At 69.4% G+C, this 22,875-nt stretch carries 22 protein-coding genes and 1 pseudogene; 16 read left to right on the top strand and 7 right to left on the bottom strand.

Annotated features, from left to right (window positions below; all coding sequences use genetic code 11):
* Nucleotides 1-41: 41 nt before the first annotated feature.
* On the bottom strand, nucleotides 42-2,225 hold the full coding sequence (locus Q7T09_RS07210; RefSeq protein ID WP_304698831.1) for a transglycosylase domain-containing protein: 2,184 nt from the start codon (nucleotides 2,223-2,225) through the stop codon (nucleotides 42-44).
* 54 nt (nucleotides 2,226-2,279) lie between these two features.
* Between Q7T09_RS07210 and Q7T09_RS07215 the strand changes: the two genes are divergently transcribed.
* The gene (locus Q7T09_RS07215; RefSeq protein ID WP_304698832.1) at nucleotides 2,280-2,744 is read left to right on the top strand and encodes a YcgN family cysteine cluster protein; all 465 of its coding nucleotides are present in this window, start codon (nucleotides 2,280-2,282) and stop codon (nucleotides 2,742-2,744) included.
* A gap of 93 nt (nucleotides 2,745-2,837) precedes the next feature.
* Here Q7T09_RS07215 and Q7T09_RS07220 read toward each other — a convergent pair whose 3' ends face one another.
* The 6 genes from Q7T09_RS07220 to Q7T09_RS07245 form a co-directional block, all read right to left on the bottom strand.
* The gene (locus Q7T09_RS07220; RefSeq protein ID WP_304698833.1) at nucleotides 2,838-4,052 is read right to left on the bottom strand and encodes a patatin-like phospholipase family protein; all 1,215 of its coding nucleotides are present in this window, start codon (nucleotides 4,050-4,052) and stop codon (nucleotides 2,838-2,840) included.
* On the bottom strand, nucleotides 4,049-4,756 hold the full coding sequence (locus tag Q7T09_RS07225; protein ID WP_304698835.1) for an ABC transporter ATP-binding protein: 708 nt from the start codon (nucleotides 4,754-4,756) through the stop codon (nucleotides 4,049-4,051). The genes Q7T09_RS07220 and Q7T09_RS07225 overlap by 4 nt, the downstream gene beginning before the upstream one ends.
* The gene (locus Q7T09_RS07230) at nucleotides 4,749-5,951 is read right to left on the bottom strand and encodes an ABC transporter permease (RefSeq protein WP_304698836.1); all 1,203 of its coding nucleotides are present in this window, start codon (nucleotides 5,949-5,951) and stop codon (nucleotides 4,749-4,751) included. The genes Q7T09_RS07225 and Q7T09_RS07230 overlap by 8 nt, the downstream gene beginning before the upstream one ends.
* Nucleotides 5,948-7,138, bottom strand: coding sequence for an efflux RND transporter periplasmic adaptor subunit (locus Q7T09_RS07235; protein ID WP_304698837.1), 1,191 nt, complete (start codon nucleotides 7,136-7,138; stop codon nucleotides 5,948-5,950). Before Q7T09_RS07235 ends, Q7T09_RS07230 begins: the two co-directional genes overlap by 4 nt.
* Entirely contained in the window at nucleotides 7,135-7,740 is a 606-nt protein-coding gene (locus Q7T09_RS07240; protein ID WP_370689214.1) for a TetR/AcrR family transcriptional regulator, read from the bottom strand. Before Q7T09_RS07240 ends, Q7T09_RS07235 begins: the two co-directional genes overlap by 4 nt.
* Nucleotides 7,741-7,954: 214 nt before the next feature.
* A complete protein-coding gene (locus tag Q7T09_RS07245) occupies nucleotides 7,955-8,365 on the bottom strand; it encodes a DUF805 domain-containing protein (protein ID WP_304698841.1) in 411 nt (136 codons plus the stop codon).
* Nucleotides 8,366-8,522: 157 nt separating this feature from the next.
* Here Q7T09_RS07245 and Q7T09_RS07250 point away from each other — a divergent pair, with 157 nt between their 5' ends.
* From Q7T09_RS07250 to Q7T09_RS07320, 15 genes and pseudogenes are all read left to right on the top strand, one after another.
* Entirely contained in the window at nucleotides 8,523-9,449 is a 927-nt protein-coding gene (locus tag Q7T09_RS07250) for a J domain-containing protein (protein ID WP_304698843.1), read from the top strand.
* Between the two features lie 74 nt (nucleotides 9,450-9,523).
* Nucleotides 9,524-9,895 (top strand): VOC family protein, encoded by a 372-nt coding sequence (locus Q7T09_RS07255; protein WP_304698844.1) that lies wholly within the window; start codon nucleotides 9,524-9,526, stop codon nucleotides 9,893-9,895.
* A gap of 7 nt (nucleotides 9,896-9,902) precedes the next feature.
* Complete coding sequence (locus tag Q7T09_RS07260; protein WP_304698846.1) at nucleotides 9,903-10,268, top strand: MmcQ/YjbR family DNA-binding protein; 366 nt, start codon at nucleotides 9,903-9,905, stop codon at nucleotides 10,266-10,268.
* 120 nt (nucleotides 10,269-10,388) lie between these two features.
* Nucleotides 10,389-10,724: a PepSY domain-containing protein gene (locus tag Q7T09_RS07265; protein WP_304698848.1), complete on the top strand. Its 336-nt coding sequence runs from the start codon at nucleotides 10,389-10,391 to the stop codon at nucleotides 10,722-10,724.
* A 9-nt stretch (nucleotides 10,725-10,733) separates the two neighbouring features.
* Nucleotides 10,734-11,426 carry a response regulator transcription factor gene (locus Q7T09_RS07270; RefSeq protein WP_304698849.1) on the top strand — a complete coding sequence of 231 codons (693 nt, stop codon included), beginning with the start codon at nucleotides 10,734-10,736 and terminating at the stop codon, nucleotides 11,424-11,426.
* Entirely contained in the window at nucleotides 11,423-12,808 is a 1,386-nt protein-coding gene (locus Q7T09_RS07275) for a sensor histidine kinase (protein ID WP_304698850.1), read from the top strand. Before Q7T09_RS07270 ends, Q7T09_RS07275 begins: the two co-directional genes overlap by 4 nt.
* Before the next feature lie 85 nt (nucleotides 12,809-12,893).
* On the top strand, nucleotides 12,894-14,273 hold the full coding sequence (locus Q7T09_RS07280) for a hypothetical protein (protein ID WP_304698852.1): 1,380 nt from the start codon (nucleotides 12,894-12,896) through the stop codon (nucleotides 14,271-14,273).
* 49 nt (nucleotides 14,274-14,322) lie between these two features.
* Nucleotides 14,323-15,402, top strand: a complete 1,080-nt coding sequence (gene ccmI, locus Q7T09_RS07285; RefSeq protein ID WP_304698854.1) for a c-type cytochrome biogenesis protein CcmI — start codon at nucleotides 14,323-14,325, stop codon at nucleotides 15,400-15,402.
* Nucleotides 15,399-15,899, top strand: a complete 501-nt coding sequence (ccmE, locus tag Q7T09_RS07290; RefSeq protein ID WP_304698856.1) for a cytochrome c maturation protein CcmE — start codon at nucleotides 15,399-15,401, stop codon at nucleotides 15,897-15,899. The genes ccmI and ccmE overlap by 4 nt, the downstream gene beginning before the upstream one ends.
* Complete coding sequence (locus Q7T09_RS07295) at nucleotides 15,896-17,857, top strand: heme lyase CcmF/NrfE family subunit (protein WP_304698858.1); 1,962 nt, start codon at nucleotides 15,896-15,898, stop codon at nucleotides 17,855-17,857. The genes ccmE and Q7T09_RS07295 overlap by 4 nt, the downstream gene beginning before the upstream one ends.
* Nucleotides 17,854-18,300, top strand: a complete 447-nt coding sequence (locus tag Q7T09_RS07300; protein WP_304698859.1) for a cytochrome c-type biogenesis protein — start codon at nucleotides 17,854-17,856, stop codon at nucleotides 18,298-18,300. Before Q7T09_RS07295 ends, Q7T09_RS07300 begins: the two co-directional genes overlap by 4 nt.
* 137 nt (nucleotides 18,301-18,437) lie before the next feature.
* Nucleotides 18,438-19,994 carry a Do family serine endopeptidase gene (locus tag Q7T09_RS07305; protein WP_304698861.1) on the top strand — a complete coding sequence of 519 codons (1,557 nt, stop codon included), beginning with the start codon at nucleotides 18,438-18,440 and terminating at the stop codon, nucleotides 19,992-19,994.
* 27 nt (nucleotides 19,995-20,021) lie between these two features.
* Nucleotides 20,022-20,693 carry a response regulator transcription factor gene (locus tag Q7T09_RS07310; protein ID WP_304698862.1) on the top strand — a complete coding sequence of 224 codons (672 nt, stop codon included), beginning with the start codon at nucleotides 20,022-20,024 and terminating at the stop codon, nucleotides 20,691-20,693.
* Between the two features lie 310 nt (nucleotides 20,694-21,003).
* Nucleotides 21,004-22,407, top strand: coding sequence for a HAMP domain-containing sensor histidine kinase (locus Q7T09_RS07315; RefSeq protein ID WP_304698864.1), 1,404 nt, complete (start codon nucleotides 21,004-21,006; stop codon nucleotides 22,405-22,407).
* Nucleotides 22,408-22,616: 209 nt separating this feature from the next.
* Nucleotides 22,617-22,875 (top strand): annotated as a pseudogene (locus Q7T09_RS07320) (AMP-binding protein); the annotation flags it as partial.

A 22,875-nucleotide genomic window follows, 5' to 3' on the forward strand; every position in this document is an offset into this window, starting at 1 on the left:
CTTCGCCGGGACGAGCGGGAGAGGGGGAAGCGCCCCGCGCCCTAGAACGGGATCTCCTCGACCGGCGGCTTGATCGGCTCCGGCTTGGGCTCGGCCTGTTCCGGCGGGATCGCGGCCTCGGCCTCGCGGGCGGCGGCGGAGAACTCGTCGGCCAGGCCCTCGTAGAAGGCGTTGCGCGGATCGGCCTCCAGCTCCGGCTCGGGATCGGGCAGCAGCCAGTCGAAGTCGCGGATCGGCAGCTTCTCGTGGGCCACCACCATGAACGACCGCCAGACCGCCGCTGACATGACGCCGCCGGTGATCTTGTTCATCGGCTTGTCGTCGTCGTTGCCGACCCAGACGCCCGCCACATAGTCGGGGGTGAAGCCCACGAACCAGGCGTCGCGCCAGTTCTGGCTGGTGCCGGTCTTGCCGGCGGCGGGACGGCCGAAATTGGCCCGGGTGCCGGTGCCCGAGGTGATCACCTTCTTCATCATCTTCACCATCATGCTGGCGCGGGCGATGTCGTAGGCCGGGGTGGGCGACGAGGTCTGGTGCAGGAAGACCGGCTGGCCGCCGATCGTCTTGATCTCGTCGACCATGTAGGGCGTGATCCGCGCGCCTCCGGTCTGGAAGACCTGGAAGCCGGAGACCATCTCGATCAGCGGCACCTCGTAGGAGCCCAGCGCCACCGACAGGTTCGGATTGGCCGGGAGGGTGGTGACGCCGAACCGGCGGGCCAGCTCGGCCACGGCCGCGCCGCCGACCTCCTGGGCCAGCTTCACCGCCACGGTGTTGATGGACTGGGCCAGAGCCGTCTCCACCGTCACCGCCCCGCGATAGCCGCCGCCATAGTTCTCCGGCCGCCAGTCGCCGAACTTCACCGGCCCGTCGATGCGCACGTCGGTGGGCATGACGCCCTTCTCCAGGGCCGCGGCGTAGACGAAGGGCTTGAAGGACGAGCCGGGCTGCCGCCTGGCCTGGACCGCGCGGTTGAAGACGCTGGCGTTGTAGTCGAGCCCGCCCACCATGGTGCGGATCGCACCCTCGGCGGAGATGGCCACCATGCTAGCCTGGGAGGCGCCGGCCGCCTTGCCCTCGGCGCCGATCACTTGGCGCAGGATGTTGGCGCCGGTGGCCTGCAGCCTGGGATCGATGGTCAGGCGGACCAGCAAGTCGGGCGAGTTGGGGCCCACCAGCTTGAGGACCTCGTTGGTAGCGTAGTCGAGCGCGTAGCCCATGTCCCCGTCGTTGGCCAAGGCGCTGGGGCTGATGCGGGGGGTGTCGGCCTCGGCGGCCTGGGCGTCCTCGCCGGTGATCCAGCCCTCGCCGCGCATGCGCTCCAGCACCAGGCGCTGGCGCTCCAGGGCGCCGGCCATGTTGCGGTTCAGCGCCATGCGCGAGGGCGCCTTGGGCAGGCTGGCCAGCAGGGCCGCCTCCGACAGGGTCAGCTGGCTGGCGGGCTTGCCGAAATAGGTGCGCGAGGCGCCGTCGATGCCGAAGGTGTTGGCCCCGAAATAGATGCGGTTGAGATAGAGCTCCAGCACCTCGTCCTTGCTCAGCATCTTCTCCAGGCGCTGGGCCATGACGGCCTCCTGGATCTTCCGCTTCATCGTCTGGTCGGGGGTCAGGAACAGGCCCTTGGCCAGCTGCTGGGACAGGGTCGAGCCGCCCTCCACCACCCGGCCGGCGGCGTAGTTGGCCCGCGCGGCGCGCACGATGGCCCAGGGGTCCACCGCCCCGTGCTGGTAGAAACGCTTGTCCTCCGCCGCCAGGAAGGCGCGGGGCACATAGGCGGGCAGCTGGCCGAGCGTCACCCGGTCGCCGTACTTCGGCCCCCGCGAGGCGATCAGCCCCCCGGTCTTGTCAAAGAACTTGATCGCCGGCGCCCGGTTGATCGCATAGAGCGCCTCGCGCTCGGGCAGGGGCGGGATGTCCTTCAGATAGACCTGCTGGACGTAGACGGCCGCCCCCAGCACGGTGAGCGCCAGGACGGCGGCGGCCACCACCAGGGCGGTCCACAGCCAGCGCAGGTCGCGCGGCTTGCGCGGCCCGCCGCCGAAGTCCGATCCGCCGCGCCGGGCCTTGGGCGGCTTGGGCGGTTTCACCGCCTTGGCCTTGCGCGGCGCGGGCAGGTCGGCCCGGAACGGTTCCTCGGTCACGGTTTCAGGCGCCGGCGCGCCAGGCGCCCGCGGGCTCGGATGCGAGTCCGGGAACTTATAGGGATCGAGGTTCCAGTCGGTCACTTGGTCAAACTAAGGAGGACGGCGGGGAGGCTTTTGGTTTAGGACGCCACCACCATGGCGACGAGACCTTACTGGGAAACGAAATCACTCCGCCAGATGACGGCGGCCGAGTGGGAGAGCCTATGCGACGGTTGCGGGCTTTGCTGTCTCGTTCGCTTCGAGGATGAGGACACCGGCGAGATCATCCCCACCCGCGTGCATTGTCGCCTCCTCGACGCCAAGACCTGCTCATGCAGCAACTATGCCGGGCGAAAGAAACATGTCCCCGACTGCATCAAGCTGACGCCGTACAATGTCGAGACCCTGGAGTGGATGCCGCTGTCCTGCGCCTACCGCCGGATCAATGAGGGCCGCGGCCTGGCCGACTGGCACCCCCTGATTTCCGGCGACCCCGAAAGCGTCCACCGCGCCGGGGTCTCGGTCCGCGGCCAGACCATCAGCGAGAACGCACTGGCGCGCCCCGAGGACGCCACGGGATACCTCGCCTACGACCTCATGGAAGAACGCGGCGACGACTGAGCCCCTTGGGCCGGCATGGTGACGGACCGTGAGGCGTTTAGGCTCGCTGCTAGGCTCGCTGCGTAGCCTTGCCGCTGCCGGACCGGGCGGCGCTCAGTCACCGCCGGCGGACCGCGCAAGTTCCTGCTCAGCGGATCGCCAAAGCTGACCGCTCGCCGCTCGCGCTTCTCCAAGGTCAAACAGGGCCTGCATCCGTGCTGGGTCGAAGTCCAACCAACCCTGATCCAGGTATTCGGCGGGGATCGCCGCCAAGTGAAAATTCATATCCTGGCGGGCGGCGAAAGCCGATGTTCCCGCGATCGCCGCCCGCGTCATGTGCAGCATGAGTGTAGAGAAGCTGCGCGCCACTATCGGGATCGTCGCCTGCGGCGTTGTGCGGGGAGATTCGCGGAGCTGAGCGTTGATCAGGACGTATACGTTGGCCGAACGCAAGTCGGTGAGTTGTCCCGGCGAGAGAAGGGTGATCTCCGGGGCAATAAAAAATGGTGTCGTCACGCCGCCATCAACGTGCATCTCATCATAGCTTCCAGCCTGACTTCCGACATGAATCATGACGGGTGGGAACAGTCCTGGAACACTCGCTGACGCGACAAGCACATCCCGAAACAATGTCAGCGCCTCAGCTCCCCCCCGCTGTGCAATGGAGCCCATGTCCCAAAGCACGGTCTCCTGCCTGTCCAGGTCAGTTGTGGCGACAAGCAGGACGCGGCCGCTCCTGGCTTCCTCAGCCACGGCAGCGACAAGGTCTCCGGTAATGAAATGATCGACAAGTTCCCGCAGTGGCTTGCCGGAATTCAGGCCCGGCTTGAACAGGGCTCCAAGGCCGCGCGATTGCAGCAGTTCTTGGCTTCGGCCGCCGACGAAGGCCTCGGTCAATTGCGGATCCCAGTCCGGCCCGAGAAAGGCGAATGGCGCAATGAGCGCTCCGGCGCTGACGCCCGTGACCACCTCATATCGAGGGCGCATGCCACCGCGAGAGAGGCCGGTCAAAACCCCCGCAGAGTAGGCGCCGCTGCTGCCCCCGCCGGAAATGGCCAGGATGTCGAAACCGCCATCGGTCACCGAGGCGCGCAGGCGTGCGATGTTCTCGGCAGCCTCTCTTCCTGCCACCCGGCCCTCGACCCCCAGCGAGCGGACAAGCGGTGAAAAGCCGATGGGGGCCGCTGATGCTGAGGATTGGGGGGACGCTTCTCCGCGAGGCGCTGTTGCGCACGCGGTCAGCAGGAGCGTTGCAGCCATCAACAGGGCCGCAAAACGCCACGGGCGGAGTTCGCTGACTTGCGCAAGCGGCCGCCGGGTCGAGATCAAGATGCCGGCTCCACTCGACCGCCCTCCTCATGGGTCCGGCCGTCCCGGATGTGATAGAGGCGCTTGAACGTGGGAATGATCTTCTCGTCATGGGTGACGATGATGATCGCGGTCTGGTAGCGGGCCGCCATGTCATTGAGGATCTTGACCACCGCCAACGCTCGTTCACCGTCGAGCGGCGCTGTCGGCTCATCGGCGAGGATCACGGGGGGACGGCTCACCAGCGCCCTGGCGATGGCGACGCGCTGTTGTTCGCCCCCTGAGAGCTGAGATGGCATGGCCTTGGCGCGATGGGCGACATCGAGCGCCGTGAGCAATTCCACCGCATGGGCGCGGGCCTTGGCGTTGGTGACGCCGGCGAGCATCGGCAGAAGGGCGACATTGTCGGTGACATCGAGAAACGGGATCAGATAGGGCGACTGAAAGATGAAGCCGATCCGATCGCGACGCAGCGCCCGCAGGTCAGGAATTTTCCATTCGTTGTCGTAAATGGTCTGCTCACCGATCGTCATCCGCCCGGAGGTTGGCTCGATCACCGCCCCCAGACATTTGAGCAGGGTGCTCTTGCCGGACCCCGACGGTCCGATGAGGCCGACGACCTCTCCGGGCCCGACATGCATGTCCACGCCCTGCAGGGCATGGACCGCTGTTTCGCCTTCCCCGTAGGTCTTGACGAGATTTTCGATGCGGATGCCGTCAGCCACCGATGGCCTCCGCGGGATCGATCCGAAGCGCGGCGCGGATGGCAAGCAGGCTGGCGATCGCGCAGATCACCATGACCGCGATGAACCCGCGCACGGAATCGCTGGACAGCAACAAAACGTACTTGGGGAATATCGGGGCCCAGGCGGTGGCGGCGATCTTGCCGACGACAAAGCCGATCAGGCCAAGTCCGAGCGCCTGCTGCAGGATCATGAACGAGATGGTCCGGTTGCGTGTGCCGATCAACTTCAGCACCGCGATCTCCCGGATTTTACCCATGGTCAGCGTGTAGATGATGAAGGCGACGATCGCCGCGCTGACGATGGAGAGGATGACGAGAAACATGCCGATCTGACGCGCGGATGTGGCGATCAGCTTGTCGACCAGAATCTCCTCCATCTCCGCCCGAGTGTAGACCGTGAGCCGCTGCCAGCGTCGGATCGGCTCGGCCACCTGGTCAGGACTGAACCCCTCCTTGATCTGCACCAGAACGGCATTCACATAGGGATTGCTGGTCTGGGAGGCGGTCACGGCGTCGACCATGCCGGGATTTCCGGGGGGATTGAGCGCGGGATTCCGCGCCGTGCGAGCCCGCTGACGGACGATCGCGTCGCTGTCCTTGAGGAACTGGGCCTGCTGGGCGTCCTTCAAGGGGATGAACAGCATCGGATCGCCACCTGAAGACACCATGCGGCTGGTCAGCCCCACGACCTTGTATCGGTTGCGCCGCACCTGCACGACGTCGCCCAGACGAAAGCCGGTCTTCACGTCGGCGACCGCCTCGTAGTGGGCGCGCACGATCTGGCGCCCGGCGATAAGATGGGGGGGCTGGCCGGGTTCACCGGGTGACGCGGCCTTGATGCCGACCACCATGACCCGAACGTCGCGTCCGGCATGGCCGATCTGCATTGTCAGGTAGGTCACATTGGCCGCCCGCGCGACGCCGGGCATGGCGCGGATCGATCGGTCGACATCGTCATTGATGCTTGACGGTTCGGCGTAGGGGCCAAGCGTGTTTCTCTGCACCACCCAAAGGTCAGCGCCGCTATTGTCCAGCATCGCCTGGGCGTCATCGACCATGCCGCGGTAGACGCCGGCCATGGTCAGGGTGACGCCGATCAGCAGCCCCAGGCCGATACCGGTAAAGACGAACTTCCCCCAGCTATGGAGGATGTCGCGACCCGCAAGGCTGATCATTGCCGGCTGCCGGCAAGCTGGTCGACGACCCGGATGCGGGTGCGGGCGGTCAGGCTGCGCTGGCTATACACCACCACGCGTGCGCCCTGCTTCAGCCCACTCAAGATCTGGACAGTCCCATTCAGATCGGTCGCCCCGGTGGTGACCGGCTGGAAGCGGAGTTTCCCGTCCTCGACGATCCATGCGCCGGACCTGCCCTTGACCCTGTGAATGGCGGCGTTCGGCACGGCGAGTGACTTCCTGGCGGGCGGGAGAGTCACCGTCACCTCCGCCAGTTCGCCAACGGGCGGCAGGTCCCGGGTCTCGAACCCGACCTTGGCCATCACTTCCTCGGTTACCGCGTCGGCCAGAGGCTCGGTGCGGATGACGCGCCCCACCAGCGGGGCTCCGGCGCGCGACCGGAGCAAGACCTGGGCGCGCAGTCCGGGTTGAAGGCCGGTCGATTGAAGCTGGTCGAAGCGCGTATTGATCCACAGGTTGGCAGGGTCGATGATTTCCACGACCGCTTGTCCGGCGACCACGGTGGTTCCAGGTTCCACCGCGCGGCGGACGACAAGTCCGCTGGCGGGCGCGACGAGGAGCAGGTTGGCCTTCTGGCGCACGAGCGCCGCCCGTTCCGCGCCGGTGCGCCCCCGATCCTGTAAGGCCGCCGCGGCGTTGGCGTGAGCCGCCACCGTCCCGGCTTCCGCCACCTGCAGCTCCTGACGCCGGACATCGACGGCCGCCTGCGTCACCCAGCCCCCCTTGAGAAGCTGTTCGGCTCGACCGGCCTGCGTCCGGGCCAGCCGTGCTCGCGCCTGCGCCTCGGCAAGCTGCGCCTGCGCGGCCCGCTCAAGGTCGAAGGACCGACCTTCCGCGCTCCCTTGCGCGGCAATGCGTTCGTCAAGATCGATCGGGTCGATTTCAGCGAGCGGTTGGCCGGCGACGACATGGTCGCCCACATCCACCAGCACCACGCGCACGCGCCCCGCGGTGGTGGGGCCGACACGGTGCGTGTAACGCGCTTCGACCGAGCCGATGCCAAAGAGCGACGGGGAAATCGCTTTTTCCTCCACCGTCACCAAGGTGACCGGCACGGGCGCAAGCGGGCCTGAGCGCAGCGCTACATAGGCGAACACCACGATCAGCGGCGTCAGGACCGCGATTAACAACCATGTCCGCCGATTGCCTGGCAGGGTGAGCTTCATGGTCTTCCCCCGATACCCTTGAGGTAGATTCTGAACACCCGGCCGGCCATGGCCCGCATCGCCGGGAAGTCCCCGGTCATCATGGCTTGCATCACCAGACCCTGGATGGTGCCGACGAACAGCGTCGCGGCGGCTTCGGTATCGAGATCAGCGGGCAGATGGCCATTGGTGCTGCAGTGATGGAGAAGCTTCACCAAGCGTGTTCGATACCCGTTGATCAGAGCCCGTGCGCTTCGCTTCGCGGCCGTGTCACCGGTGCGCTGCAACTCCCCGAACAGAATGCGGGGGACGCCAGGCCGGGCCACCACGAAATCGACATGCGCCAGAAACATCTGCTCAAGCGCAGACAAAGGCGACGAGCCTCTTGCCTCAGCCTGATCGAGCCGTCGGGTGAGCTGGTCGGCCGTCCAGACCATGACCGCATCCCAGACCGCGTCCTTGGTCGGGAAGTGGCGGAACAGCGCCCCTTGGGTCAGTTGCATATGCTCAGCGATCTGGCCCGTGGTGATTTCGGCCGGATTGCGCGTCGCGGCAAGGTCAACGACCGCTTCCACGGTCACTTCTCGGCGTTGCGCAGCAGGGAGATTTTGACGAGCCACCATTGAATCCATAAACAGAAGATAGCAATCAGTCACTATCTTTCGACACTCTGCCATTTGGCAAGGTCGATTGGGCTCCGGCAATCTCGCACCGCGCCTCAAGGCTGAGCTGATCGTTGACCTGTCCCATCCCAACACCTCCGCCGACGCAGGGTGTTGCACTTGGTTTGAGAACTTAGGCCCGGCCCTCGCCGGGGATGAGCGGAGAGGGGCGCACCTAGCCCTTCGGTCTCGCCATCCCGATCCACGCCGTCGCCCCCAGGAAGACCAGCACCCCGGCCAGGGGTCCGAAGAACCCGATCATCGTCGTCGGCGCCGGGCCTCGTCCGTCCAGGGCTCCCACCAGGAAGGCCGTCGAGGCCAGGCCGGCGATCAGGATCGCGGCCGGGAGCGCCGCCAGCAGGCGCGGACGCCCGGCGTCCTCTAGCCGCTTGGCGGCCAGGCACAGCCACCCATAGAGGCCGGCCAGGGCGATATGGAACCGCACCTGCAGCGGGGGCAGGGGGCTGGTCAGGTAGAAGGCCAGGTCCACGATGACGGCGGCCAGCAGCAGGCCCGCCAGGGCGGCCCAGAACCCCCGACGGCCCAGGCGGCCCCGCGGCCAGAGGAAGAGTTTGACAATGCGCACGGCGTCCCGGTCCCAACGCCATCAGGCTAGCGGCTCGGCCTCCGTGACGGCGTGTGGCATTTCTGCAACATCAGCCCTTGCGCGCGGCGCCAAACAGCCTAATTGAAGGCCACGCGTTCCCCACATCTGTCGAACAATCACCGAAGGTCTTTGTCTCTTGGCTGGCGATCCCTATCAGGAACTTGGCGTGGCCCGCGGCGCGAGCGCCGATGAGGTCCGCAAGGCGTTCCGCAAGCTGGCCAAGAAGCACCACCCCGACACCAATCCGGGCGACAAGGCCTCGGAGGAGAAGTTCAAGCGCGTCAGCGCGGCCTTCGACATCATCGGCGATCCCGACAAGCGCAAGAAGTTCGACGCAGGCGAGATCGACGCCGACGGCCGGGAGACCATGCGCGGCTTCGGCGGCGGCAGCCCCTTCGGCCAGCAGGGCGGCGGCGGCTGGAGCCCCCGGGGCCAGCAGGCCGACGGCCCGGAGATCGACCTCAGCGAACTGTTCGGCGACATCCTGGGCCGCGGTCGCCCCGGCGGCGGCGGCCAGGGCGGCGGCTTCGGTGGCTTCTCCCAGCGCGGCGCCGATGTGCGCGCGCGCCTGGAGATCGACCTGGAGGACACCATCCACGGCGCCAAGAAGCGCATCGCCTTCTCCGACGGCCGCACCATCGACGTCTCCATCCCCAAGGGGGCCGAGGAGGGCCAGACCCTGCGCCTGAAGGGCCAGGGCTCGCCCGGCCGCTCCGGCCCCGGCGACGCCTTCATCGAGATGACCATTCGCCCGCACGCCCTCTTCCGGCGCGAGGGCGACAACCTGGTCATGGACCTGCCGGTCTCCATCCCCGACGCGGTCCTGGGCGGCAAGGTCCAGGCGCCGACCCCCGACGGGGCGGTCAATGTCTCGGTGCCCAAGGGCGCCAACACCGGCGCCTCCCTGCGCCTCAAGGGCCGCGGCCTCTCCGACCCCAAGGGCAAGCGCGGCGACCTGCTGGCCCGCATCGTCCTGATGCTGCCCGAGACCATCGACCCCGCCCTGGAAGCCTTCGCCGTGACCTGGCGCGCCGAACGGCCCTTCACACCGCGCCGGCGCTGACCTCCACCGTCTTCGGTGCTAGGCTCCCGAGGTGAAGGGGGCCGCTGAACGCGCTCCCGCGCGACGGAGGCTCCATGCTCAGCGAGCGCCTGATCCAGCCGATGCTGGCCATCACCGATCCCGAGGCCGCCAAGCGGTTCTACGGCGATCTGCTCGGTCTTCGCCTCCTGGAGGAAGACCCCTTCGCGCTCACCTATGACGGCGCCAATGTCCCGCTGCGCCTGAGCAAGGTCTCCGCCCTGACGCCCCAGCCCTTCACCGCCCTCGGTTGGCGCGTCCCCGACGTCCGCGCGGCGGCCCGCGACCTCGCGGCCAAGGGCGTCCGCTTCGAACGGTTCGAGGGCATGGAACAGGACGAGTTCGGTGTCTGGACCCCGCCCGGCGGCGCGGGGGGCGTCTGCTGGTTCAAGGACCCGGACGGCAACCTACTGTCACTCTCCCACTAGCGCCGCGATGAGCGACTCCGCCGCCGCCCTCCAGGCTGTTCTGGCCGCCAAGCCCGGCGCCGTCGGCTCAGCCCTGCCCTCCGCCCCCGGCGTCGCGCTCTACAAGGTCATGGGCAAGATGTTCGCCATCCTGACCCAGAAGGGCGAGCCGTCGGTCATCCTGAAGTGCGATCCCCAGCTGGTGGAGATCCTGCGCGAGCAATATGCGGGCGTCGGCCACCGCAGCCATCTGGACCGCCGCTTCTGGATCTGCGTGACCCTGGACTCCGACCTGCCGCCCGATGAGATCGAACGCCTCGTCGCCGGGTCCTACGACCTGGTCCGCTCAGGCCTCACCCGCAAGCAGAAGGCCGAGCTTGAGGCCCTGGTCTGAGAGGCCATGCCGTCGACCCCATCCCCCTCCCACGCGCCTGCCGCGTGACAGACCGCCGCACCACCTGCATAAACCCCCTATTCAGGCTGGGTTCAGTCGCGGGCCTCTAAACCGTCGGGCATGAAGCGTTCCATCGCCATAGCCGCTCTTCTCCTGGCGCTCACCCCGGTGGCGTCCCAGGCCCAGGGCTATCCGGACTACGGGCGGCCGTCCTACGGCGCCCGTGGCGACCAGGATCAGGCCCGCGACGCCGTGCGCGGCGGCCGCCAGGTCTCCCTGTCGCGGGTCATCGCCATGATCGCCTCGCGCACCCCGGGACGGCAGCTCAACACCACCATGGGCGACTATTCGGGCCGCCCGGCCTATTTCGTTCAGTGGCAGACCCCCGACGGCCGGGTGATGATCTTCATCGTCGACGCCGAGAGCGGCCAGATCCTGTCGCGCGAAGGCGGGTAGAGGAAAGACATGCGTATTCTGCTGGTCGAGGACGATCCGGACCTGTCGCGGCAGCTGAAGGCCGCCCTGGGCGACGCCGGCTATGCGGTGGACCACGCCCCCGACGGCGAGGAGGCCCAGTTCCTGGGCGAGACCGAGCCCTATGACGCGGTGATCCTGGACCTTGGCCTGCCCAAGGTGGACGGGGTCTCGGTCCTGGAGCGCTGGCGGCGCGGGAACATGGCCGTCCCGGTGCTGATCCTGACGGCCCGCGGCGCCTGGAGCGAGAAGGTCGCTGGCTTCGACGCCGGCGCCGACGACTATCTCACCAATCCTTTTCTCACCGAGGAGCTGCTGGCCCGCCTGCGCGCCCTGCTGCGCCGCTCGGCCGGTCACGCCGCCCCCAGCCTGTCGGTGGGCGGCCTGCGCCTGGACCCCCGCGCCGCCCGGGCCACGGTCAATGGCGAGCCCCTGCGGCTCACCTCCCTGGAATACCGCCTGCTGCACTATCTGATGATGCACCAGGGCCGGGTGATCAGCCGCACCGAGCTGGTGGAGCACCTCTACGACCAGGACTTCGACCGCGACTCCAACACCATCGAGGTCTTCATCGGCCGGGTTCGCAAGAAGATCGGCGCCGACCGCATCGACACCGTCCGCGGCCTCGGCTACCGGCTGACCGCGCCGGCGGACGAACTTGGAGGTGAGGCGGCCGGCTCGTGAAATTCGAGGCTCTGAGCCGACCCTCCCTCGTCCGCCGCCTGGTGATCCTGGCGGCGGGCTGGTCCCTGGCGGTCCTGGTGGTCACCGCCATCGTCCTGGCCCTGCTGTTCCAGCAGGCGGCGCTGCGGCGGTTCGACCAGGGGCTGGCCGAGCTGATCGACAACCTCACCGCCGGAACCACCATCAACGACAGGGGTGAGGTCCTGGCTCCGGCCCTGACCGACCTACGCGCCCTGCGCGCCTATTCCGGCAAGTACTGGCAGATCAGCGTCCCGGTGAATGGGGTGCTCAAGCCCGGGGTCCGTTCCCGCTCCCTGTGGGACAGCGAGCTCAAGACCCCGCCGGACCTGGCCCTGCGCCTGGCCGCCGACCCCGGCAAGCCGATCGTCTACGACACCCGCGGGCCCCTCAACGAACCCCTGCGGGCCATGGCCAGCCGGGCCGAGCTGCCCGGCGGCAAGGCCCCGGTGGTGTTCATGGCCGCCGAGGACCGCAGCCCCGTCGACCGCGACATCCGCAACTTCGTCACCGCCACCGCCGTGGCCTTCCTGTTGCTGGGGGTGGGCATGGTGGCCGCCGTGGTCATCCAGGTCCGGGTGGGCCTGACCCCGCTCTTCGCCCTGCGCCACGAGGTGGCCTATGTCCGGCGCGGCAAGCGCGAGCGAATCGAGGGGACCTATCCCACCGAACTGAAGCCGCTGGCCGACGAGCTCAACGCGCTGATGGCCCACAACCAGGAGGTCGTGGAGCGCCAGCGCACCCACGTCGGCAACCTGGCCCACGCCCTGAAGACCCCGCTGTCGGTCATGCTGGCCGAATCACAGGCCCAGCCGGGGGCCCTGGCCGAGGTGGTGACCCGACAGTCGGAGGCCATGCGCCAGCAGGTCGACCATCATCTGCGCCGCGCGCGCGCCGCCGCCCGCACCCAGGGCTCGGGAGAACGGACCTCGGTCGCCGACGTGCTGGACGAATTGTCGCGCACCCTGGAGCGCATCTTCCAGGACAAGGGCGTCACCATCGACTGGGACGCCGCCGACGACCTCTATTTCCTCGGCGAGCGCCAGGACCTGCTGGAGCTGGCCGGCAACGCCATGGAGAACGCCGCCAAGTGGTGCGCGGGCAAGGTCCGCGTCCGCGCCGAGGCCATTTCCCCCGAGCGGTTCAGGCTTTCCATCGAGGATGACGGGCCGGGCCTGTCGCCGCAGGAGCGCGAGGCCGCCGTCCGGCGCGGCGCCCGGCTGGACGAGAGCGCGCCGGGATCGGGCCTGGGCCTCAACATCATCGACGAACTGGCCCGCGCCTATGGCGGCGCCCTGACCCTGTCGGACGCCCGCCTGGGGGGATTGGCGGTGGACTTGGAGCTGCCCCGGGCCGAGGCGTGATTCCTTAGCCTTTGGAAAGCCTTAACCCGGGCGGAACCATGTTCTCCCCTGACGCGTGTCTCTCGAACGCGTCGGGAGCGTTCAAATGCCCGGTCTGTCCGACCGCAAGATCGAAATCGTCCGCCATCTCGTCGAATCGGCGCCCGACAAGGTCGTGGGCGGATTGCAGAACGCGCTGGCCGCCGCTTCGGGGGATTCTGTCCTGGCCGGAGTCCGCCGTCTTGTGGAGGGCGAGGTCGCCGACCGCCGGCTGCGCAACGCGGTCCTGTCCCCCGTCGCCCCCCTGTTCGTCGCTGACGGCTCCGACCCCGAACGCCTGGTCTTTCCCGCCCGCGTCCTGTCCCTGATCTGGCGCGCCCTGAAGGCCACCGCGCCGGAAGAGGTCCTGAAGGCCGAACGCACCCTGGTGGACTACCGGGCCGACGAGACCTCCACCGAACCCTTCGACATCCTGGTGGTGGCCGCCGCCGACGGCCTGCGCGAACGCGAGCAGCGCGATTTCGCCGCCGCCGCCGAGCTTGCCGACCAATGCCGCAAGGGCGGGGCCGAACTGCTGCTCTCCTGCCTGGCCCTGTCCCCCATCGTGCGCGAGGCGACCCTGCGCCTGCCCGAGTGGATCAGCCGCACCACCGACGAGCGGGCCGCCGCCGCGCGGGTGGCCTACAAGGACGCCGTGGCCATCTCCGACGACGCCGGGCCCCGCTTCTTCGACATGCTCGCCGCCCAGCTGGCCGAGCGCTGGACCATCCTGCGCATCGTCTCGGCGGTGATGGACCGTCCCACCGAACACTACCTGGCCGCCTCCGAGCTCTCGGTCTTCGCCACCCGGGTGATGGACGAGATCGACAAGAACCTGCTGAAGGTCGTCCACCTCGACCTCGACGGCGGGCCCCAGGCCGGCCGCGACGCCGGCGCCACCGTCGAACTCATCACCCTGCAGATCGCCGAGATGGAGAACGCCATCGAGCTGGGCCGCGAGGGCGGCTGGGGCGGGCGGGTCCAGAAGCAGAAGAAGGGCCTGGCCGCCGTGGTCGAGGGCCGGCTGCGGGAACTCGAGAAGGTCATCGGCCAGGCCCTGCCCTCCCAGACCGTGCGGGTCGCCCGCATGATGAAGAGCCTGCCGCGCCTCACCGGCGAGCCGGACGCCAAGGCCGTGGCCCGCGCCATCACCCTGCTCACCTTCATCGAATCCGTGCGCACCAGCGCCAACTATGGCGGCTTCGCCTCCACCCGCGCCAAGGTGGTGGAGAAGACCGGCGAGACCCTCGACGACTATGTCGAGGAGGCGCTGGCCCTCATCCGCGAGGGCGTGGTGGAGGATCCCGAGACCGGCCGCGCCTTCCTGCACGTGGCCGCCGACTGCGCCGCCCTGCTGCGGGAGCCCCGCGCCGGCGACGTGATCCGCCGCCGCGCCACCGCCGCCCTTGGCGCGGCCCAGGCCGAGGCCGCCGCCGCCGCCGAGTAGGGTCCGCAAGGCCCTCGCGCTGCCGCGCGGTTTCAGCTACACGCCGCTGATGTTCGCCTTTTGGGTGGTCGCCGGCCTGATCTCCGCCGCCGCGGCTTTCCTCGTCCTGCACACCGCCGCGCGCGCGGCGGTCAACGCCGGGTCGGAAGACCCGACGCTCGCCCTTTATCGCCGCCAGCTCGGGGAGATCGACGACCTCGCCGACCGTGGCCTGATCGCGCAGACCGAGCGCAAGGGCGCCCACGCCGAGGCCGCGCGGCGCCTGCTCACCGCCGCCGACGCCGGGGCCGCCCCCTGGCGGGTCGACGCCGGCCTGCGCCGCGTCCTGCTGCTGGTGGCCGGCCTGGCGCCGGTCCTGGCGCTCGGCCTCTATCTGGCCGTGGGCTCGCCCGGCTATCCCGACCAGGGCTTCAAGTCGCGCCTGGCGGCCTGGCGCGCCGCCGAACCCTCCAGTCTCTCGCCGCCGGAAATGGCCGCCGTGCTGGGGGCCCTGACCCTGGAGCGCCCCAAGGACCCGGAGGCCTTCCGCTACCTGGCCATGGCCCAGGCCGCCTCCGACAACCCCTCCGCCGCCGCCCGCGCCCTGCGCCGCGCCATCGAGCTCTCGCCCCGCCAGGCCGACCTCTGGGAGCTGCTGGGGGAGGCCCTGCTGGCCCAGGCCGGCGGCGAGGCGACGCCTGAGTCCTCGCGCGCCTTCGCCCAGGCCGTGAAGCTCGACCCCAGGACCGTCAACGCCCGCTTCTATCTGGGCCGGGCCAGGATCACCGCCGGCGACAAGGCCGGTGGGATCGCCGCCTGGCGCGCGCTGCAGGCCGAGCTGGCGCCCGCCGACCCGCGCCGCGCGGCGCTTGGCCAGGCCATCGCCGAGGCCGAGCGCGGCCCCTCGCCCGCCGCCCCCCTGGCCGGCCAGATGGACGCCATCCGCGGCATGGTGGCGGGCCTCGCCGCCAAGCTGGAGACCGATCCCGGCGACGCCGAGGGCTGGACGCGCCTGGTGCGCTCCTACGCCGTCCTGGGGGAGGCCGAGAAGCGCGACGCCGCCCTGGCGAGCGCCCGCAAGCGGTTCGCCGCCGATCCCGATGTGCTGAAGGCCCTCGACCTGGCCGCCAAGACGGAGCCCATGCGATGAGCGGCTGGTTGCCGAAATCTCCCAAGGCGCGGCGGCGCCTGACCCTGCTGGCGGCCATCGCCCCGGTGCTGGCGCTGGCCGTGGGCCTGACCCTGTGGGGGCTCTCGGACTCCATCTCCTTCTTCTACACCCCCTCCCAGGCCGACGCCGCCAAGCCGCCCGTGGGGCGCTCGATCCAGCTCGGCGGCCTGGTGGAGGCCGGCAGCGTGGTCAAGCACCCCGATGGCCGGGTGGAGTTCACCGTCCGGGACTCGCGCGCCGCCGACAAGGTGGTGTTCCAGGGCGACCTGCCCGACCTGTTCCGCGAGGGCCAGGGCATCGTGGCCACCGGCGCCTACCGCGAGGACGGGGTCTTCCAGGCCAAGCAGGTCCTGGCCAAGCACGACGAACGCTACATGCCGCGCGAGGTCTCCAAGGCCCTGAAGGAACAGGGCGAGTGGCGCGGCGACGGCGCCAAGCCGGCCTATGACCTCCCCGGGAAGACCCCGGTCACATGATCAACGAGATCGGCGCCTTCGCCCTGGTCCTGGCCCTGGTCCTGTCCCTGGCCCAGGTCGGCTTCTCCGTGGCCGGCCGCTGGCGGCGCTCGGCGGTGCTGGCCGGGGCCGGCGCCGGGGCGGGCCTGGCGGCCTTCGGCGGCGTGGCCATCGCCTTCGCCGCCCTGATGCACGCCTTCGTCACCTCCGACTTCTCGGTGGCCAATGTCGCGGCCAACTCGCACACCGAAAAGCCCATGCTCTACAAGGTGGCCGGCGCCTGGGGCAGCCACGAGGGCTCCATGCTGCTCTGGTGCCTGGCGCTCACCGGCTTCGGCGCCGCCGTGGCCGGTTTCCGCCGCGGCCTGCCCGTGGGCCTGAAGACCGTGACGGTGGCCACCCAGGGCGCGCTCGGGACCGTCTTCCTGGCCTACACCGTCCTGGCCTCCAACCCCTTCGAGCGGCTGGCGCGTATCCCCATCGAGGGCCGCTCCCTCAACCCCCTGCTGCAGGACCCGGCGCTCGCCTTCCATCCGCCCTTCCTCTATGCGGGCTATGTCGGCATGTCGGTGGTCTTCTCCCTGGCCGTCGCCGCCCTGGTGGAGGGCCGCGCCGACGCCGCCTGGGCCCGCTGGGTCCGGCCCTGGACCCTGATGGCCTGGAGCCTGCTCACCGTCGGCATCACCCTGGGCGCCTTCTGGGCCTATTACGAGCTGGGCTGGGGCGGCTGGTGGTTCTGGGATCCCGTCGAGAACGCCAGCTTCATGCCCTGGCTGATCGCCACGGCCCTGCTGCACTCGGCCATCGTGACCGAGAAGCGCGGGGCGCTGGCCGGCTGGACGGTGTTCCTGGCCCTGGCCGCCTTCACCTTCTCCATGCTGGGCGCCTTCCTGGTGCGCTCGGGCGTGCTCACCAGTGTCCACGCCTTCGCCGTCGACCCCACCCGCGGCGTCCTGCTGCTGATGATCCTGGGGGTCACCGCCGGCGCGGGCTTCACCCTCTTCGCCTGGCGCGCGCCGGCGCTGAGCCCTGGCGGCGTCTTCGCCCCCGTCAGCCGCGAGAGCGCCCTGGTGCTCAACAACATCCTGCTGGCGGCGGCCACGGTCACCGTCCTGCTGGGCACCCTCTATCCCCTGATCCGCGAGGCCGCGACGGGGGAGGCGATCTCGGTGGGCCCGCCCTTCTTCAACCTCACCTTCACCCCGCTGATGGCCGCCCTGCTGATCCTGCTGCCGGCCGGCCCCCTGCTGGCCTGGAAGCGCGGCGACGCGCTCGGCGTGGCCCAGCGCCTCTGGGTCGCGGCCCTCATCGCCGTCGCCTGCGGCCTGCTGGCCTTCGCCGTGGTCAGCCCTCGCAAGGCCATGGCCAGCGCCGGCCTGGCCATGGGCGCCTGGCTGATCATCGGCGCCCTGGTGGAGCTGGCCGAGCGCACCCGGGCCTTCCGCGGCTCGCGCGCCGAGACCTGGCGGCGGCTCACCGGCCTGCCGCGCGGGGCCTGGGGCATGACCTTCGCCCACCTCGGCCTGGGCGTCTTCGTCCTGGGCGCCTGTTTCGAGACCGCCTGGAAGGCCGAGGCCGCCGAGACCCTGGCCATCGGCCAGACCCTCAATGTCGGCGCCTATGAGCTGACCCTGGACCGCATCCAGGGCGTCGATGGCCCCAACTACGACGCCGAGCGCGCCACCATCACCGCGCGGCGCGACGGCGCCCTGGTCTGCACCCCCAGGCCCGAGCGCCGCTTCTACCCCACCGGCGGCCAGACCACCTCGGAGGTCGCCATCTGCACCCAGGGCGCGAGCCACCTCTACGTGGTGCTTGGCGAGCGCCGCCCCGGCGAGGTCTGGCTGGTGCGCGCCTACTGGAACCCCTGGGCCCTGCTGATCTTCCTGGGTCCCGCCATCATGGCGCTGGGCGGCCTCATCTCGATCTCGGACCGCCGCCTGCGGCTGGCCGTGGGACGCCGGGCGGTCGCCGAATGAAAAAGCTGCTGGTCCTGCTCGCCGCCGTCTTCTGCATGGCCGCGGCCTCCGACCCCTCCGAGCGCCTGCCCGATCCCGGCCAGGAGGCCCGCGCCCGGGCCATCTTCGCCGAGGTCCGTTGCCTGGTCTGCCAGAACGAGTCCATCGACGACTCCTCGGCCGAACTGGCCGCCGACCTGCGTCTCCTGGTTCGCGACCAGATCCGGTCGGGCAAGTCCGACGATCAGGTCCGCACCTATCTCACCGACCGCTACGGCGAGTTCGTCCTGCTCAAGCCGGCCTTCTCCTGGGGCAACGCCGTCCTCTGGGGCGCCCCTTTTGTCGTGGTGATCCTGGGGGTCCTGCTGCTGCTGCGGAACCTTCGCACGCCGCGTCCGTACGCCGAATTGTCCGAGGCCGAGGCCGCCCGCCTCGCCGCTCTCGCTGACAAGGAACAGACGTGACACGATTGCGCCCAATATCGGTCGCCTTGATGCTGGCAGCGTGACCTAAACGTAACTTGCACGTGGGTTGCGGTCTAAGGCATCGACCCTAGGTTTGTTGGAGCCCGGTGCGGGCCCAAATGGAAATTGAAGGCATTATGACCTCGAAGAAGAACGGCTATCTCTGGGGCGCCATCGCCGGCGTCAGCATCGCCACCGCCGCCGTCGCCGGGGCCCGTGTGGGCCAGCCCGACAGCACGCTGGACCGCACCATGCTGCTCAAGGCCTCCACCGCCCCGATCTTCGCCCCGCCCCCCGGCGCGCCGTTGTCCTTCGCCGACATCTTCGAGAAGGTGTCCCCGGCGGTGGTCTCCATCAACGTCACCTCCAAGGTCGACGCCTCGGCCCTGCGCCGCCAGATCCCCGGCCTGCCCTTCGACATCGTTCCCCGCGGCGCCCCGGAGGGCGAGGACGGCGACAGCGAAGGCGGCACGACCGGGCGAGGCCAGCCCCGCCTGCCCACCCAGCAATCCTCGGGCTCGGGCTTCTTCATCTCGGCCGACGGCTACATCGTCACCAACAACCACGTCGTGGAGAACGCCGAGGAGATCAAGGTCGTGCTCAAGGACGAGCGCGAACTGGAAGCCGTCGTGGTCGGTCGCGACGAGGGCACCGATCTGGCGGTCCTCAAGGTCAAGGGAAGCAACTTCCCCTTCGTGAACTTCGAGAACTCCGCCAAGCCCCGGGTCGGCGACTGGGTCATCACCGTCGGCAACCCCTTCGGCCTGGGCGGCACCGCCACGGCGGGCATCATCTCGGCCTATGGCCGTGACATCGGCGAGACCTTCGTCGACTACATCCAGATCGACGCCCCCATCAACCGGGGCAATTCCGGCGGCCCGACCTTCGACGTCTTTGGCCGGGTGATCGGGGTCAACACCGCGATCTTCTCCCCCTCGGGCGGCTCGGTGGGCATCGGCTTCGCCATCCCCTCCGACGTGGCCGACGCCACCACCAAGGCCCTGATCTCGGGCGGCAAGATCACCCGCGGCTATATCGGCGCCTCGATCCAGAACTACACCGCCGAGATGGCCGACGCCCAGGGCCTGCCCGGCCAGAAGGGCGCCATCGTCGCCGACCTGGTCCCCGGCGGCCCCTCGGCCAAGGCCGGCCTGACACCGGGCGACGTCGTGGTGGCCGTCAACGGCGTCACGGTGAAGACCTCCTCGGAACTGACCCGTGAGGTGGCCAAGGCCCGCGCCGGCGACACCCTGAGCCTCGAAGTGCTCCGCGACGGCAAGCGCCGCACCGTGGACATCCGCTCGGGCGTGCGCCCCACCGAAAAGGAGCTGGCCGCCAACGACAATTCCGGCAGCCCCCGCAGCTCCGGCGGCCCCTCCGGTCCGGCCGTCCAGCTCCCGGCCGTCCTTGGCCTGAAGCTCACCCCTCTGGACGCCGCGGCCCGCACCCGCCTGAACATCGACACCCCCCTGCGTGGCGTGGTGGTGGACAGCGTCGACCAGTCCTCCGACGCCGCCCAGCGCGGCCTGCGCAAGAACGACGTCATCACCCAGGCGGGCGGCCGTCCTGTGGCGTCGGCCTCGGACTTCTCCGCGGCGGTCGAGGCCGCCAAACGCAGCGGTCGTCCCAGCATCCTGATCGGCGTCTACCGCGCCGGCCGGACCACCTTCCTGCCGATCAAGGTTTCCGGCTAAGCTCCGGATTCTTGAAGGGGGAAAGCCATGCGGATTCTGATCGTCGAGGACGACCTTGAGGCGGCCGAGGCCATGGACCGCGGCCTCACCGAGGGCGGCCACGCCTGTGTCCGCGCCGCCGACGGGGAGGAGGGCCTCAAGGCCGCCCGCGACGGCGAGTTCGACGTGATGATCGTCGACCGCATGATGCCCAAGATGGACGGGGTCACCCTGGTGGAGACCATCCGCCGCGAGGGCGACCAGACCCCGGTCCTCTTCCTCTCGGCGCTCGGCGAGATCAACGACCGCGTCACCGGCCTCCAGGCCGGCGGCGACGACTATCTGGTCAAGCCCTACGCCTTCGCCGAGCTCAGCGCCCGGGTCCAGGCCCTGTCGCGCCGCCGCGAGACCGGCTCGGTCCAGACCCTGCTGCGGGTCGGCGAGCTGGAGATGGACCTCATCGGCCGCTCGGTTTGCCGCCAGGGCAAGGAGATCGACCTCCAGCCGCGCGAGTTCCAACTGCTGGAATTCATGATGCGCCACGCCGGCCAGTCGGTGACCCGCACCATGCTGCTGGAGAAGGTCTGGGAATACCACTTCGATCCCCAGACCAACGTCATCGACGTCCACGTCTCGCGCCTGCGCTCCAAGATCGACAAGGGCTTCGACCGCGCCATGCTGCTGACCGTCCGCGGGGCGGGCTACCGCCTGGAGCCGTAGGGGCGGGTCACACATGATCTGCGGCGCCCCCCCATCCGCTCATCCCGGCGCAGGCCGGGACCCAGATTCATTCTCCGAAGTTCGGTCTGATCCACCGTTCGTGTGGTTCGTGTGGTTCGTGGTTCCAAGTCTTCCGGCCGCGACGCCGCGAGGCCAATCCAGAATGTCCACTAACCAAACGAACCACACGAACAAGGTCGCGCCATTTCGTCGAACACAACGTGACCCCTCATCCGTCGCGCCGTCGCGCGACACCTTCTTCCGCAAGGGGAGAAGGGTCACGGAACTGGCCGCCTAGATGTCCCCCGGCATGCGCCTCCCGCGGCTGTTCCGCACGACGCCCTTCCGGCTGACCCTGCTGTTCCTGGCCCTGTTCGGGGCCGCGGCCAGCGCCTTCCTGGCCTATATCTATGTCGCCACCGCCGGCGAGGCGACGCGGCGCACCGACCAGGAAATCACCCGCGAGATGAACTCCCTGGTCGCGGCCTATGAGCGGGCCGGCGTCGATGCGGTGAACCAGTCCCTGATCGAGCGGGCGGCCAGCGAGCGGCCCTTCCTCTACCTCCTGATGAAGTCGGACGGCACCCGCATCTCCGGCTCCATCGCCGAGTCGCCCCTGGAGGACATCAACGCCGTCCCGGCCCGCGCGAGTTTCTCGGTCACCGACTTCGACGTCGAGGGTCGGCCCATCAAGCATCCGGCCCGTGGCTTCCAGGAGCATCTGCGGGGCGGGGAGATCCTGTTCGTCGGCGCCGACGTCAGCGAGGACCAGGCCTATGTGGGCAAGATCGTCAACGCCCTGCGCGGCGCGGGCACCCTGGTTGTGGTCCTGGGCCTGATGGGCGGGGTGCTGGTCAGCCGTAATGTCAGCCGCTCCATGGCCGGCCTCACCGACGTGGTCACCGCCGTGCGCAACGGCGACCTGGGCGCGCGCGCGCCGGTGCGCGGGACCCGCGACGAGTTCGACGAGCTGGCCGAGGGCCTCAACGAGATGCTCGATAGGCTGGAGCGCTCAATGGCCGGCCACCGCCACGCCGGCGACGCCATCGCCCACGACCTGCGCTCGCCGCTCACCCGCCTGCGCGCCCGGCTGGAGGTGGCCTATCTGGACGTGGAAGCCGGCAAGGGCGACCCCGAACAGGCGCTGGGCCAGGCGCTGGAAGACACCGACGGGGTGCTCAAGACCTTCGGCGCCGTCCTGGCCATCGCCCGGCTGCAGGCCGCGGGCTCGGCGCCGGACCAGGTCCTCTTCGACCCGGCCCAGCTCGCCGCCGACATCGCCGAACTCTACGAGCCCCTCTGCGAGGACGCCGGCCTCGACTTCCAGGCCGAGATGGCCGAGGGGCTGCAGGCGCGCGGCAACCAGGAATTCCTGGCCCAGGCCCTGGCCAACCTGCTCGACAACGCCGTGAAGTACACCCCCTCGGGCGGCGCCATCATGCTGCGCGTGCGCCGCCGCTCCTCGGGCGAGATCGAGTTCTCCATCACCGACACCGGCCCCGGCGTGCCCGAGGAAGACCGCCCCCGCGTGGTCGAGCGCTTCGTGCGCCTGGAAAACAGCCGCAGCCAACCCGGCGCCGGCCTCGGCCTCTCCCTGGTCGGCGCCGTCGCCGAAGCCCACGGCGGCCGGCTGGAACTGGCGGAGGGTCCGGGCAAGGTGGGCGAAATCGGCCCGGGGCTGCGGGTGGCCCTGATCCTGCCGCGGGCGGGGTAGGGGCGGGTAGGGCGGCGATTCCGTTGGTTCCGTTCCTGAATACGGTGACAGTGCATTCAATTGGCGTGCCGGTTCTCACCTCTGACCGAATTGGAATACGGTGACAGTGCATTCAATTGGCGTGCCGGTTCTCACCTCTGACCGAATTGATGCACTGTCACCGAAATTCCAGCAGCGGGTTGAACGGGCGTCGGAAGTCGCCGTCGTGCATGGCGCGGGGCGAGCTGCAGATCCGCTGCGCCTCGATCATGCGCGGCTACTGGAACCGGCCCGACGCCAACGCCGAGACCTTTGTCGACGGCTGGATGCGCACCGGCGACGTGGCCAATGTGGACGAGGACGGCTTCGTCTACATCGTCGACCGCATCAAGGACCTGGTGATCCGCGGCGGCGAGGACATCGGCTGCGGGGCGGTGGAGTCGGCGCTGCTGGAGCATCCGCAGGCGATCGAGGCCAGCGTTTACGGCG

It is taken from the genome of Phenylobacterium sp. (genome assembly GCF_030645195.1).
In the GTDB taxonomy this organism is placed as follows: Bacteria; Pseudomonadota; Alphaproteobacteria; order Caulobacterales; family Caulobacteraceae; genus Phenylobacterium.